This is a genomic window from Microbacterium sp. Mcb102, assembly GCF_024519805.1.
Classification (GTDB): domain Bacteria; phylum Actinomycetota; class Actinomycetes; order Actinomycetales; family Microbacteriaceae; genus Microbacterium.
The window spans coordinates 400,337-413,873 of record NZ_JALJRG010000003.1; the positions used below are offsets into that span (position 1 = coordinate 400,337).

The window sequence follows — 13,537 nt, forward strand, 5'->3', positions numbered from 1 at the left end:
GTCAGAACCGCGGTGCCGTCTGGCACCAGGAGACGTCGAAGCCGGTGAGGGCGACCATCTCCTTGCCCGACTCCATGTCGATCAGATGCGTCTCGACGTTCTCGGGCAGCGGGAGCAGCATCCCGTCGTAGGGGTTGCTCGCCAGTTCCGGCGCGACGACGACTGCTGCATATTGGCCGCTCGGGGATGCGCACGCCTGCAGGATCGAATCCGCCGAGCTGACCTCGACCAGCGGGGTCGCCGTGCCGTCGTCGTCGACGCGGATCACCGCCTGCCCCACCGGCAGTCCGGCATCGTCGCGCGAGACCACGTGCCGCAGCGTGCCACCGGGGTACGGCGTGATCGAGGAGGCCGTGCCGTAGTCGGGATCGGATGCCGCGAGCGGCTTCTCGGATCCGTCGGCGAGGTCGAGCTCGACCACGGTGGCGTCGAGCCGCTCGACGATCGCGGTGTAGGTACCTCGGGAGATGCCCTGGATGGTCGCGGCGAGCCCCAGGGACTGCACGCCCGCATCGCTCGAGCGGTCGACGAGCGAGAGCGCTCCGTCGAAGTCGATGAACAGCACGGCGGCGCTGTCGGGCACGAACTGCCAGACGAAGACGCTCGCCTCCTCGCCCGCGACCTCGATGACCTGAGGGTCGTCCTTGCCGTTCAGCGACTGCGTGACCAGCACGCTCGCTCGCCCTTCGTCGTCGCTGAGCTCGCGGTCGGAGTAGCTGTAGCCGACGAGGCCGCCGCGCTCGGAGACCTGGATCGCGCCGACGTAGCCGTCACCGGGCAGTTTCAGCTCGCGCTGGTTCGCCCCGTCGCGGTCCATCACGAGCAGCCGGGACCCTTCGCCCTCCTCGACCGCGACGACGAGCTGGTTCGAGGTCGCCCGGAAGTCGTTGATCTTGTCGTGCTCGTAGACCGCCACCCCATCGCCCTTGAGGTCGGTGAGGAAGATCTTGTCCTTGCCGTCGACATCGCGGCGCAGGATGAAGATGTGGGATGCCGGGGTTTCGAAGCTCGTCGTCAGGGTCGTCGAGGGACCCCCACCGGCACCGGTGACATCGGCGACACGCACGGTGTACTTCGTGGAGTCGTCGAGCGGGACCGTGAAGCGCACACCGACGCCCCGACCCGATGCATCGACCGTGAACGGCACGGCCGGTTCGACGGTGACCTGCTCGGGATCGATGTCCGCGAGCGCCTGGTTCGCCGTGAGGATGACCCGGCTCCCGGACGATTCGATCGCCTGCGCGGTGTCGACCTGCACCTCGCTGATCCGTGGCCCCTGCAGGAGGCTCACGATCCCGAACGCGGTGCCGACGAGCACCAGGATGCCGAGGACCGCGCCGATCGTAAGGAGGAAGCGGCGCGACGTCGCGGGGGTGCGGGCAGATTCGCGTGCGGACGGCTCGCGGGAATCGGCCGGATCGAACGCCGCATCGCGCGGCTCAGTCTCGGCATCAGTTTCGGCCTCGGCGCCGGCCTCGGCATCGGGAGCGTCAGGGGACGCGACGAAAGGGGCCGCACCCACGACGACGGGCTCCGTGGGGAGAGGAACGGACGGAAGCGCCGTCGCCTCGGCATCTTCCCGCGCAGCGGCCTCGAAGGCGGCCATCTTGCGGGCGGCGGCTTCCTGCTCCGCGACCTCGCGATCGCCTGCCTCTCGAACCGCGGCCTCGCGGGCAGCGGCCTCACGGGCGGCGGCTTCGCGAGCAGCGGCTTCACGGGCAGCGGCCTCGCGAGCAGAAGTCTCGCCCGCATCGGCACGCGGCTCCTCGGCGCTCGGCTCGGGCTCATGGTGCGTCGCGAGCGCGCGCTCGATCCGTTCCGCCTCGGCCGCCTCGGCTGCCTCTCTGGCCGCGCGCATCTCCGCACGAGTCTGCGGAACGGCGGGCACCTCGGGGCGATCGTCGTCAGTACTCATACGGATCCCCCGGCTCGTCGATCGCGACGACATCGGTCGGCTCGATACGGAGCTTTCCGTCGGCATCCGCGCGCACGGTCCCGGTGATCTCGACCCACTGTCCGGTCGCGTAGTCATCCGGGTCGACGTCGACCGGGAGTGCGGCGGTCTGTGCGTCGATCACGCAGTGCGTGATGACCAGTCGGGTGAGGTTCACGCCGTCATCGCCCGAGGAATCGGGTGTCACGAAGCCCGTGAGGGTCACCGGTGCGCCGTCATAGGCGGCGGTGTTCGTGGCCGCGGCGAAGACGCTCGCCCAGTCCCCCACGCCGAACGTGGAGGTGTCGGCGACGCCGAGCGCGACAGTGTCCGACCCCGCGAACAGTGCGCTCTGCTCGCCCGCGCGCGACATCGCCAGCTCGACCGACAGCGAGGCCGGCGGCAGCACGAGGGCAGCCGCGACGACGCCCGTGGCGATCACTCCGCCCGCGACAGCACCGACACCCGCGAGCGAACGTCGAGGCGACGCGGGGTGCGAGCCGTGATCGGCATCATCCGAGCCCTCTGCGACCACCGGGGCAGGCCCGTGATCGTGCCCGTGATCGCCCTCCTCGCCGAGCGGGAGCGTGCACGACCAGATCGCACCGGCCAGGGTCACGACCGCGGCGGTGCACGCGAACCACACCGACTCGGGGCTGATGTAGAGGTTGAGACGCCCGGTGAGGCCGAGGCCGAGCGTGACGACCGAGATCACGGCGGCGAGCCCCACACCCAGCCAGCGGGTGCCGAGCGCGCGGGCGCGGATGGCGGTCTGCTCAGACAAGGACGTTCACCCCGATCCCGATGGCGAACGCCGAGGCGAGCACGATGCCCACGATGCCGACGAGGGTGCGCGTCGTGAACGTGGTGCGCATGAGCGCGAGCATCTTGACGTCGACGAGCGGGCCGACCAGGAGGAAGGCGACGATGGCACCGGACGAGAACGTCGACGCGAACGACAGCGCGAAGAAGGCGTCGACGTTCGAGCAGATGGCGACGGTCATCGCGAGGATCATCATCGCGACGATCGACAGCACCGGGTTCGACCCGATGGCCAGCAGCCATTCCCGCGGGATGAGCACCTGCACGGCTCCGGCGAGCGCCGAGCCGATCACCAGCGCGGGCATCACGGCGCGCAGCTCGACGAGGAACTGCGTCAGGCTGCGGCGCACCGGCGTGCCCGGTTCGTGCGTCACGCGGTCGCACGTGTCGACGAAGCGCTGCGTGAGCATGCCGTCCGGGTCGGGATGGCGGCTGTAGATCCAGCCGATCAGGTTCGCGATCAGGTAGCCGCCGACGAGGCGGGCGACCAGGATGCCGCCGTCCCAGCCGAATGCCGCGTGCGTGGTGAGGATCACGATCGGGTTCACGATCGGCGCCGCGATGAGGAAGGTCATCGCCTCGGCCGGAGCGAGCCCGCGCATCATCAACCCGCGGGCGAAGGGCACGTTGCCGCACTCGCACACCGGGATCAACATGCCGAGCAGCGACAGCACGGCTCGACGGGCCCAGGCGCGCCGAGGCAGCCAGCGGTGGATGACGTCGGGCGGCAGCCACACCTGCACCACGATCGACAGCAGCACGCCGAGGATCACGAACGGCAGCGCCTCGATGAGCACGCTCAGCGCGAGGGTGAGGCCGTCCTGCGCGCGGGTGGGGAGGGCTGCGGGGAAGAGCGTGGGCACGAAGGCGTCGATCAGGAACAGCGCCGCGATGATGACGACGCCGAGACCGACTCCGATCCAGGCCGAGCGCGCGGACGGCGCCGGGCGATGCGTGTGACCGTGACGGGTCGCCGTACCTGCCGAGGGGCTCACGCGTTCGCAGCCCTTTCGGCGTCTCGCTTGTTCGTGCACGGCGTGCACAGCCCGAAGATGTCGACCACGTGTGCGGCATCCGTGAATCCGTGCAGCGCCGCGGTGCGGTGCGCCCACTGCTCGACGTCCTTGGCCTCGATCTCGACCGTCAGGCCGCAGGACCGGCAGATGAGGTGGTGGTGGTGACCCTGCGTCGTGCAGGCGCGGTACAGCGCCTCGCCCTCGGGGCTCTGCAGCGAATCGGCGTCACCGGAAGCGGCGAGGCCGGCGAGCGCGCGGTACACGGTGGCGAGGCCGATGCCGGTGTTGTCGTCACGCAGCGAGGCGTGGAGATTCTGCGCACTCACGAAACCGCGCGCGTCGGCGAGTGCTTCGCGCACGCGTTCGCGCTGCCAGGTGTTCCGCTGAGCCATGAGACGAGTCTAGGCCGCAGGGGTTGGCGAGGGCTGGGAGTGGACGCGCCCGTGCATGGCTCAGGCCCGGACGCGCTTCACCCGGGCCCGTGTCTTCTGCACGATCCAGCACACGACGTAGATGGTGAACGACAGGGTCGTGATGTACGGGCTCACGGGCAGCGTGCCGGCGAGGGCGAGCAGGATGCCGCCGACGGCCGAGACGAATCCGAACAGGGCGGACAGCAGTGGCACCGCGATGGGGCCGGCCGTGACCCGCATCGCGGCGGCGGCGGGTGTGACCAGCAGCGCCATCACCAGCAGCGCACCGATGATGTGCACGCTCACCGCGACGATGAGGCCGAGCAGCACCATGAACAGCAGGCTCACGGCACGGGTCGGCACTCCGCGCGCAGCAGCCGATTCCGGGTCGAGCGAGTCGAAGCGCAGCGGGTTCCACATCACGAGCAGCCCCAGCAGCACGACCATGCTGATGCCGATGAGCCAGCCGAGGTCGGGGCTCGACACCGACACGATCTGGCCGGTGAGCAGGCTGAACCGGTTGGCGCTGCGGCCGTCGTAGAGGGAGAGGAACAGGATGCCGAGGCCCAGGCCGAACGGCATCAGCACCCCGACGATCGAGTTGCGGTCCCTGGCCTTGGCGCCGAGGATGCCGATCAGGATCGCCGCGATCAGGGCGCCGGCCAACGACCCGAACACCACACTGCCGCCGAACAGCAGGGCGGCGGCGGCACCCGCGAACGACAACTCGCTCACGCCGTGCACCGCGAACGCGAGGTCGCGCTGCATCACGAAGACGCCGATCAGTCCGCCGACGATGCCGAGGACGGCACCCGCGATGATCGAGTTCGACAGCAGGGCGACAAGCTCGCCGTAGTCCTGGAACGAGAAGACGTCGCTCCAGTCGACCAGGGGCCTCATGCCGCTCCTCCGTGCTCGTGGTCGCCGTGGTCGTGGTGCGGCTCGGCATCCGGAACACCGACGACGACCAGCCGGTCGCCCGCGCGGAGCACGAACACCGGGGTGCCGTAGAGGTCGCTGAGCACGCGGGTCTGCAGCACCTCGTCGGGAGTGCCCAGGAGGAACCGGCCGCCCGCGATGTAGAGGATGCGGTCGACACGGCCGAGGATCGGGTTGATGTCGTGCGTGACGAACAGCACCGCGGCCTGGCGGTCACGGCGCTGACGGTCGATGATGTCGGTCACGGCCAGCTGGTTGGCCAGGTCGAGGTTCGACAGCGGCTCGTCGCAGAGGAGCAGCGCCGGCTCGTCGGCGAGGGCTTGCCCGACCCGGAGTCGCTGCTGCTCGCCGCCCGAGAGCAGGCCGACCCGCCGATCCGCGAAATGCGAGGCTCCGACGGATTCGAGCAGCCGGTCGACCTTGGCGCGGTCGCCGCGGTGCGGGATCGGGAACCCGAACCGGCTGCCGCTGACGCCGAGCCCGACCAGGTCGCGGGCCCGCATGCTGGTGTCGGGGGCGAGGTTGCGCTGCTGCGGGATGTAGCCGATGCGGGGGTTGCCACGGTGCACGGGCTCCCCCGCGACACGGATCGATCCCGAAGACAGCGGCTGCAGGCCGAGGATGCTGCGCAGCAGGGTGGTCTTGCCCGACCCGGACGGGCCGAGCACCGCGATGAACTCACCGGGCTGCACCGTCAGGTCGAGCCCTGACCAGAGTTCGCGATCCCCGCGCTGGAGTGCGGCGTCGGTGATCTCGAGGACCGGAGCGCCCCCACTCACGGCTGGACGGCGGCGGCGAGGCTCTTGATCGCGTCACTCATCCACTCAGAGTACGACGATCCGTCCTCGAGCAGCTCCGTGAAGGCGACGACGGGGATGCCGGCATCCTTCGCGGCCGCCTCCACCCGCTCGGTCTCCGCTCCTCCGGTCTGCGCGTTGGTCAGCAAGGCCGTGGCCTGTCCGTCTTCGATCACCTTCAGCGCCTCGAGCAGCACGGCGGGAGCCACATCGGTGCCCTCCTCGACCGACTCGGCGAACCCCTCGGGGGTGACGTCGGTCAGGCCGGCCGCGGCGGCGAGGTAGCCGGGCAGCGGCTCGGTCATGAAGACCGTGGCCCCTGCGGCATCCGTCTTGATGGTCTCGAGGTCGGCCTCGAAGCCCTCCAGGTCGGCGACGATCTCGTCGGCGTTGGCCGCGAACTCCTTCGCGCCGTCGGGGTCGAGCTCGGCCAGCTCGTCGGAGATCGCCTCGACGACATGGATCATCGTGTGCGGGTCGAACCAGACGTGCTCGTTGAAGCCCTCGATGTGGTTGTGCCCCTCGTGACCCTCTTCGCCCTCGGCGTGATCGTGGTCGTGGGACTCTTCGTCGGCGTGGTCGTGCTCGGCCTCGTCGTGCCCCTCGTTGCCGGGGAAATCGTGCGAGAACTCGACCGCCGTGACGACGTGCGGGTCCTTCGCGTCCTGCAGCAGGGTGTCGACGAAGGCGTCGTAGCCGCCGCCGTTCTCGATCACCAGGTCGGCCTTCTGCACCGTGAGGCGATCGCGCGCGGTCGCCTCGTAGGAGTGCGGGTCCTGCGAGGCCGAGGTGATGAGCGACTCGACCTCGACGCGGTCGCCGCCGATCTGCGCGGCGATGTCGCCGTAGACGTTGGTGCTCGCGACGACCGTGATGGTGCCGTCGTCGCCCTCTCCCGCTGCCGGGGTGGTGGAGCATCCGGCCAGCGCGAGGGCGGCGACGGATGCGAGGGCGAGGGCGACGACGGGCTTCTTCATGCCTTCACTCTAAACGCTAATGAGAACCATTATCAAGTTGAGCCGGATGCCGCGCCTCGGGCTCGACGCCGCGGGCTCACTTATGGGTCGTCCTTCATCATGATCCAGATCTGTCATATCTGATTCAGGCAAACACTGGAGTCACTGAGAAGCCCGTCCGACCGGGATCGTCAAACTATGTGATCCGGTGTAGCGCCCCCGTAAGCAGTGTGCCTGGGGTCCATGGAAGAGGTCATCCCACCTTTAGGATCCTTCTCCACGAGACTGGCACTTAACGACGGGAGCGGAGGTGCTCCCACACATAGTTGATCTGATGCTCAGTCACTGGATCCCATCGTGCATTCTTCTCACGCTCAGGAACCCGGTGCGAAGCACACGTCGTACCGCGCCGCCACCGTCCGAGTAGCCAAGCTGAACGGCGAGCTCACCGGGCGTCGTCGGAGGAAGGTCGAAGTCCGACTCCGTGAAGACAACGCCCGGGACGTGTACTCCCATCTCCCGAGCCTCTCGGACTGCGCGTTGCGCATCGGCCTGAATCTGCAGAGGGTCTTTTTGTCGTCCAGCGCCACTTGAGGATGCATGCCAGCCTTCGCCGAACGCATCGCCACTCGATATGTCTCCGGACGGTGCGCCGCCTCCCATGCCGGACTCGCCGGGCGCCAGATCCGACAGAGGCGGCCGAAACAGCCCGCATCCCGGGACCTGAACTCACGCGACCATCGAGACCATTCCGACTTATTCACCCCTGCGCCGCGCCTCACGGTGCGGAACCCCGGGCGACACGCCGACGCGCATGTTGACGAATTCGTGCGCGGTTCTAAACTAAGAGCGTAGGTTCAACGACGGTTTCTTGGGGAAGGAACATCACATGGATGCAGGACTCGGGGACAGCTCCTGGTTTCGCAAACGATTCGGCGACGCTGGACCAGCGACCGCACGTGCCCTCATCCGGGCGGGCCACGGGGCCCACAATCGTTCCAGCGACACGAAGACCGCAAGCGGTCTGAATACCGATGAGCCCTATGGCGCGACCTTCTGGCAGGTGTTGGCCATCGGCTTCCTGGAGCACCTCTCGGAAGTTCAGGGCATCGGCACGGCAAAGCCCAAAGGGTTCCGTTACGAGATTCCGGTCATCAACGGCACGACCGTTCACGCGCTGAAGTGCTCGTCGCGCTCCGGCTCTCGCTCCGACCGCTTGAAGCTCAACTGGTCTCAAGCACGCGACGACTCCCTGGCACACGTCGAACGCCTCAGTGATGAGGTTCTGCCGCTTGAGGAGTGGTTGGCGGATGCCGGCAGCGACCACCTCGCGGAGGCTCCGTCATCCGAAGAAGACGCCGTCGTCCTCGCTGCCTTCGTCGCCTCCGCGAGCGGAGGTCTCGAGAGGATTTACATCGGAGACGGCTACATCGACCGCAATGACAACGTCCATTGGGTGCATGTCGAAGAGATTCCCATTCGCCTCGAGTTCGTCGAACTCGACAACACCCTGACCGTGCCCTCCGACCGGTTCGACTCTGCCCCGGGCGATTTCAACCTCGACATGGGCCTTGCACAAGAAAAGGAAGACACGGAGGATTCATGAAGCCATTGACTCCCTCCGCTTTGCCTTCGCCTTCCGCCGACGAGGTGGCAATGGCATTCGACCCCGACCGGCTCCGCCAAGCGCGCCAGTTGGCGTTGAAGACGAAGCAGGACGTCGCCGCGGCCATCGGGGTGTCTCCCGCGGCCGTCGGTCAGTACGAGTCCGGGGTCTTCGCTCCTCGAGCCGAGCTAATTGAGAGCCTCGCACGGTTCCTCCGCGTGCCTATCAGCTACTTCGCGGCAGGGCGACCCCAGGCGCGACTCGAGTCAGGAAGCGTGTTCTTCCGCAGCTTGAGGGCCACCGCGGCGAAGCAGAGGAACAAAGCCGTCGCCTATACCGAGCAGGTCTGGGAGCTGGCGAACATGCTTGAGACTCACGTTCGCTTCCCCCCTGTCAGCATTCCCGGTTTTGCGGGAGGCGAGATCGCCCCGGACACATTCGCATCGGACCCGGTGACCGCCGCACAGGAGTTGCGCCTGGCATGGGACCTGGGCGACGGCCCTATCCCGCAGATGCTGCGGCTTGTGGAGTCCAAGGGCATCGTCACCGTGTTGGTGCCGATGGTGGAAGCGGAGGTGGCGCGAATCGACGCGTTTTCAACGTCCGCCCTCGGACGCCCCATCATGGTCTTGTCTCCTGACCGTGCCGATGATGTCTATCGTCACCGCTTCAGCGTCGCCCACGAGCTCGGGCACCTGATCCTCCATGGCGGGAGGGCCTCGGGGACCATTGATCTGGAGCGAGAAGCTAACAGGTTCGCCGCCGAGTTCTTGACGCCCGTTCAGATGATGGACGCGGAACTCCCTTCCCGTCTCGACATGGCTCACGTATTGAAGATGAGCAACCGCTGGGGGGTCGAGGCTTCCTCCATCATTCGTCGCAGCCGTGAGCTGGGGAAGGTCTCGGAAGCGTCGGCGCGACGTGGATACATTCGCCTCCAGCAGATGAACGTCACGATTGAGCCCGTCGCGAAGTTCCCTGGGGAGCAGCCCCTCTTGCTGAAGAAGGCAATAGGTCTTGCAGAGCAGATCGGCATCAACGTCCCCACCCTGGCCCACGAGCTAGCGTGGACGCCGTCTCACCTAAGGTCGATGCTCGGAGAAGCAGACCTCCGACCCAATTTGTCCCTGGTTCTGTGATGCCCTCTTAAGACGGTTACGCACCGGATCCGCAGAGCTCACTCATGCTCCCCATACGCTTCATTGAACAGCAGGAAGGATCCGCCGATGACCGAGGCCACCGACGCCTTCGAAAATGAACTTCTAGCACACCTGAATCAGTTCACAAGTGCACCATTCCTCTTCGTCGGAAGCGGGTTCTCCCTCCGCTACGCCGAATCTGACAACTGGACGCAACTCCTCGAACGAATGGCAGGACTCGCGGGCAAGCCCTACGCCTATTACTCCTCGAGCGCGAACGGCGATCCGTTACAGACTGCAACTCTCATAGCCGAAGACCTCCGGGAACACTGGTGGTCCGCACCCGAGTTTGCCGAAAGCCGCGAGGCCTTCCCTCATCCCTCTGGTCGCGAGTCTCCGTTCAAATACGAGGTGGCTAAGTCTCTTGAGGGCATCGCGTCAAGGCTGCCGGACGTCGGTCCTCTGAACGATGAGCTGGAAGCGCTTCGTGTAGCAACTGTCGAAGGCATCATCACCACCAACTTCGACGAAATTCTCGAGTACGTCTTCCCAGACTTCGTGCCCTACGTCGGCCAAGACGAGCTTCTCTTCAAAGACCCCAAGGGCGTGGCGGAGATCTACAAGATCCACGGAAGCGCCGCTCAGCCAGAGTCCCTTGTGATTACGTCGTCCGACTTCGAGCGGTTCCGACCCCGTAATCCCTACCTTGCAGCGAAGCTGCTCACCATCTTCGTCGAGCATCCGGTCATCTTCGTGGGTTACTCCCTGAGCGACCCCAATGTCCGCTCCATCATCACCAGCATCGCCTCGGTTCTCACCAACGACAACATCCATCAGCTTGAGAATCGTTTGATCTTCCTCAACTGGGACCCGGATGCGTCGGCGCCGACAGTAGCACCGTCTACTTTTGCTCTGGACGACACAAGCATCCCCATCCGCCTGATAACCGCACCAGACTTCCTATCGACGTTCCACGTCCTCGGCCAGCTTCATCGTCGCTTCCCCGCCAAGATCCTCCGGCACCTGAAGCACGAGGTGTACGAGCTCGCCCGAACGAGCGAGCCTTCGAAGACCGTTGTGGTGTCCGACCTCGAGTCCGACACCAACCTCGACCAAGTGGACGTCGTCATCGGGGTCGGAGTATCGAAGAGACTCCAAGACAAGGGCGTCACCGGACTCACCCGTCGCGACTTGATACTTGACGTCCTCGATCCAAAGATCGAACTTCGCAACTACCCGCAGATCGTGACGGACGTCCTACCGTCGCTCGCACATCAGCGCACACACACCCCTATCCATCAATGGCTTCGCGGAGCGGGACTGCTCGATGAGAACGGCGACCTCGTATCCGATGCCGACGTCGCCCCAGGCATCCGTGCTCGCCTCCGGCTTAGCATCCAAATGCTCCGACCCAACGGGTACTTCGGAAAGCGAGCTCATCGCTTGCTTGAAGAGCACCCCGACTTCGACTCTCTGGTGGCGAACCTTCCGCCGGGCGACGCCTTGCTGGCCATCCCATTCCTCACCCCGGACTCAGTAGATCCATCGAAGCTACGGTCGTATCTCCTCGAGCATCAACGCCTGTACTCAGAAGGCACGGTTGATGCCTCAACGAAGTGGATTAAGTGTGTCTTCTTATACGACTATCTGATGAACAAGCGGGCAGTCGGTGACCGCTGGACGGCGAAGTCAAACTCTTCGCGAGGACGCCAGAAGGAGAAGTCTTCGGGAAGGGGCAGCCGACGACGAGGTTGAACCCCTCTGCAGGAACTGGGCCGCACGAGGGGCGGGAGGTGGGCGTCGACGGTCTCAAGCCCCTCTCCCGAGGAAGGAGCGATGTGAGCGACGCCATACGGAGGCCGACTTCGATTGCGTGCTATGCCCGGCAGGGTCGAGATAGCACGACTCGCACCTCCCGCAAGCGAAGAGATGATCTTCGCGGGCCCTGGCTTCACCGAGACGGCGGACTCGAAGGCGCCCCCGGGAGCAAGGGAATCTTGGCGTACACCTGGGCTAGCGCAGACTGCTGGATCGAGGACAGCTCTGCGGCGTACCCCGAGCGGTCAGCGAAACGCATGACTCCGTACGTGACAACCGCGTCCGCGAGCTTCAATATCGCCGTAATAGCTGCCGGATCGGGCATCGTGGACCCGGTCGATGGGTTGACAACGACCAGCTCTGATGCCGGCCATTGCTTACCATGGGCAGATCCCGCGGACGCTCGCCATAGCCTCTCCACCGCATCGTCGGATCCAAGTAGAGCGGCGGGCAGCTGCTCTCGCACGTGGGCCGATGCGTCGCGGACCAACGTCAAGTAGGTGGGAGGTCGGGTCTCGTTGTCGGTAAAGCCGAGCCCTTCCCTCAAGGACTCTGACCGCCGCTTCAACCCTGCCTTGGTTGCATCGTCGAGTGCAGCTTTGCGTTGCTCGTCCCAGTCGGCGAGAACCAGGGCGGCATGGCGTCGTGCGGCGTCTCGGAAGTCCGCCGCCGACAAGATCCAGACGGCCTGAGCAGCGGATTCCAACGCTGCCCGCGCTAACGTCTGGGCCGGCCGGAGAGTGAATTCCACACTGGCTTCTGGGTGGTACTTGAGCGGCGTTGCGTAGTCGGCCCACATGACCAGGTGCTCAAGCGAAGCTTCCAAGAATCCTCGACACCACACGTCTACGGGTTCCTGCGGAAGGAAGCGACGGAGCACGTCGAGATAGGCGCCAGAACGCACCTCCGGGACGGAGCGCAACGTCTGCTGCATGACTCGAGCGCTGAGCGCCACCTGGACCCAGGGTTCCGTGACGGTGCGCGACAGCGGCGTCGACCCCGGCGGCGCTGTATGCATGCGGAAAATGTAGCGTGTCCGCGCCTACGAGCGCGACACATCGCCTCGTTGACGGCTGCGGCAGGCCGGCGCAATCAGGTCCTCCCGCGCATCAGAGCGAGAGTCGCGCTGGACTGTGCCTCCGGTTCATCTCGAACACCTAGCCAAGGAGCGAAAGCAGAGCGGGGACCTGGGCAGCCAGGATGCTCCCGAGGGCGCCAGACGTGGCCGCGCTCAGAAAGCTCTGCATGCCTTCGATGGCCGCCTTCACCTTCGACGGCTGCTGTTCGGCGATGCCCCGACGTGCGTCCTCCACACGTAGTTCGATGTCTGCCCGCAGGTCCTCCGGCAGGGTCGGCGCGGCCTGTGCGACCGCGTCGAGGAACGCCCGCGCCTCGTCCGCCCACGGGGCGCTCACCGTCATGTTCTGGGTGACGTTGTCGCCGAAGTTGACGTTCGCGTTCGCCCCAACGTAGTTGTGGATGGAGGGAGCACTGGGCGCTTCATCATGAACGGAATGCTTCAACTCGATGGTGCGCCTGCCCTTCACCGTCAACGCGGGTCGCAGAGGCGCGTCGTACTGGTCGGTTTCCGGGCCTGTGATGAAACCGGCGTCCCGGAGCCGCGCCCCGGCTTTGAGGAGCTCCCTATCCGTATACGGGAGCCCGTAGAACGACGGTGTGGTTGCGAGATAGTCATCCGGAGTCGGAGAGCGGTCCTCATGCTCGATCTCCACGTACAGCCACTGGAGGTACTCGTCCTGCAGCTGACGCACGCGTGCGACACGGTCCTCGCGCTTGCGTGCAAAGTCCGCAGCAGCTTCACGGCCCTCGGCGGTGGTGTTTAGCACGTACGGGATGTTGTTGGCCGCCCGCTGCGCGCGCACCAGGCCACGGCTCTCCAGCAGGTCCACATGCAGATGGAAGTCATTTTCCGTCAAGGTCGGGTGTCGCTCCTGCAACGTCAGCAACACCCCAGACGGCCCTGGAGCCGATGACCCGTCAGCAGGAGCGAGGGCGAGAAGGATCTCCCCGCGCAGGAAGTGCTCGAGCCTGTTGAACGTCATGACGTCGAGGATAACCACTCGCCGGCCCGACACGA

The 13,537-nt window shown here is 66.1% G+C and carries 12 protein-coding genes; 3 read left to right on the forward strand and 9 right to left on the reverse strand.

What is annotated here, in order from left to right; all coding sequences use genetic code 11:
• Position 1: 1 nt before the first annotated feature.
• From OC372_RS10805 to OC372_RS10835, 7 genes are read right to left on the reverse strand one after another with little or no spacing between them, the layout of a single operon-like run.
• Entirely contained in the window at positions 2–1,915 is a 1,914-nt protein-coding gene (locus tag OC372_RS10805) for a hypothetical protein (protein WP_262001979.1), read from the reverse strand.
• On the reverse strand, positions 1,905–2,717 hold the full coding sequence (locus tag OC372_RS10810) for a TIGR03943 family putative permease subunit (RefSeq protein WP_081859923.1): 813 nt from the start codon (positions 2,715–2,717) through the stop codon (positions 1,905–1,907). Before OC372_RS10810 ends, OC372_RS10805 begins: the two co-directional genes overlap by 11 nt.
• Positions 2,710–3,750 (reverse strand): permease, encoded by a 1,041-nt coding sequence (locus OC372_RS10815; protein ID WP_105711704.1) that lies wholly within the window; start codon positions 3,748–3,750, stop codon positions 2,710–2,712. The genes OC372_RS10810 and OC372_RS10815 overlap by 8 nt, the downstream gene beginning before the upstream one ends.
• Positions 3,747–4,163 carry a Fur family transcriptional regulator gene (locus tag OC372_RS10820; RefSeq protein ID WP_029264380.1) on the reverse strand — a complete coding sequence of 139 codons (417 nt, stop codon included), beginning with the start codon at positions 4,161–4,163 and terminating at the stop codon, positions 3,747–3,749. The genes OC372_RS10815 and OC372_RS10820 overlap by 4 nt, the downstream gene beginning before the upstream one ends.
• 60 nt (positions 4,164–4,223) lie before the next feature.
• Entirely contained in the window at positions 4,224–5,084 is an 861-nt protein-coding gene (locus OC372_RS10825) for a metal ABC transporter permease (RefSeq protein ID WP_029264379.1), read from the reverse strand.
• A complete protein-coding gene (locus OC372_RS10830; protein ID WP_262001980.1) occupies positions 5,081–5,902 on the reverse strand; it encodes a metal ABC transporter ATP-binding protein in 822 nt (273 codons plus the stop codon). The genes OC372_RS10825 and OC372_RS10830 overlap by 4 nt, the downstream gene beginning before the upstream one ends.
• Positions 5,899–6,897 (reverse strand): metal ABC transporter solute-binding protein, Zn/Mn family, encoded by a 999-nt coding sequence (locus OC372_RS10835; RefSeq protein ID WP_262001981.1) that lies wholly within the window; start codon positions 6,895–6,897, stop codon positions 5,899–5,901. The genes OC372_RS10830 and OC372_RS10835 overlap by 4 nt, the downstream gene beginning before the upstream one ends.
• A gap of 868 nt (positions 6,898–7,765) precedes the next feature.
• Between OC372_RS10835 and OC372_RS10840 the strand changes: the two genes are divergently transcribed.
• The 3 genes from OC372_RS10840 (at position 7,766) to OC372_RS10850 (ending at position 11,376) form a co-directional block, all read left to right on the forward strand.
• Complete coding sequence (locus OC372_RS10840; protein WP_262001982.1) at positions 7,766–8,482, forward strand: hypothetical protein; 717 nt, start codon at positions 7,766–7,768, stop codon at positions 8,480–8,482.
• A gap of 50 nt (positions 8,483–8,532) precedes the next feature.
• Positions 8,533–9,621, forward strand: a complete 1,089-nt coding sequence (locus tag OC372_RS10845) for an XRE family transcriptional regulator (RefSeq protein ID WP_262001983.1) — start codon at positions 8,533–8,535, stop codon at positions 9,619–9,621.
• An 87-nt stretch (positions 9,622–9,708) separates the two neighbouring features.
• A complete protein-coding gene (locus OC372_RS10850; protein WP_262001984.1) occupies positions 9,709–11,376 on the forward strand; it encodes an SIR2 family protein in 1,668 nt (555 codons plus the stop codon).
• A gap of 196 nt (positions 11,377–11,572) precedes the next feature.
• On the opposite strand, the gene OC372_RS10855 is transcribed toward OC372_RS10850, so the two are convergent.
• Both OC372_RS10855 and OC372_RS10860 read right to left on the reverse strand, forming a co-directional pair.
• Positions 11,573–12,457, reverse strand: coding sequence for a hypothetical protein (locus tag OC372_RS10855; protein WP_262001985.1), 885 nt, complete (start codon positions 12,455–12,457; stop codon positions 11,573–11,575).
• A 139-nt stretch (positions 12,458–12,596) separates the two neighbouring features.
• Positions 12,597–13,502, reverse strand: coding sequence for a hypothetical protein (locus tag OC372_RS10860; RefSeq protein WP_262001986.1), 906 nt, complete (start codon positions 13,500–13,502; stop codon positions 12,597–12,599).
• Positions 13,503–13,537 lie beyond the last annotated feature (35 nt).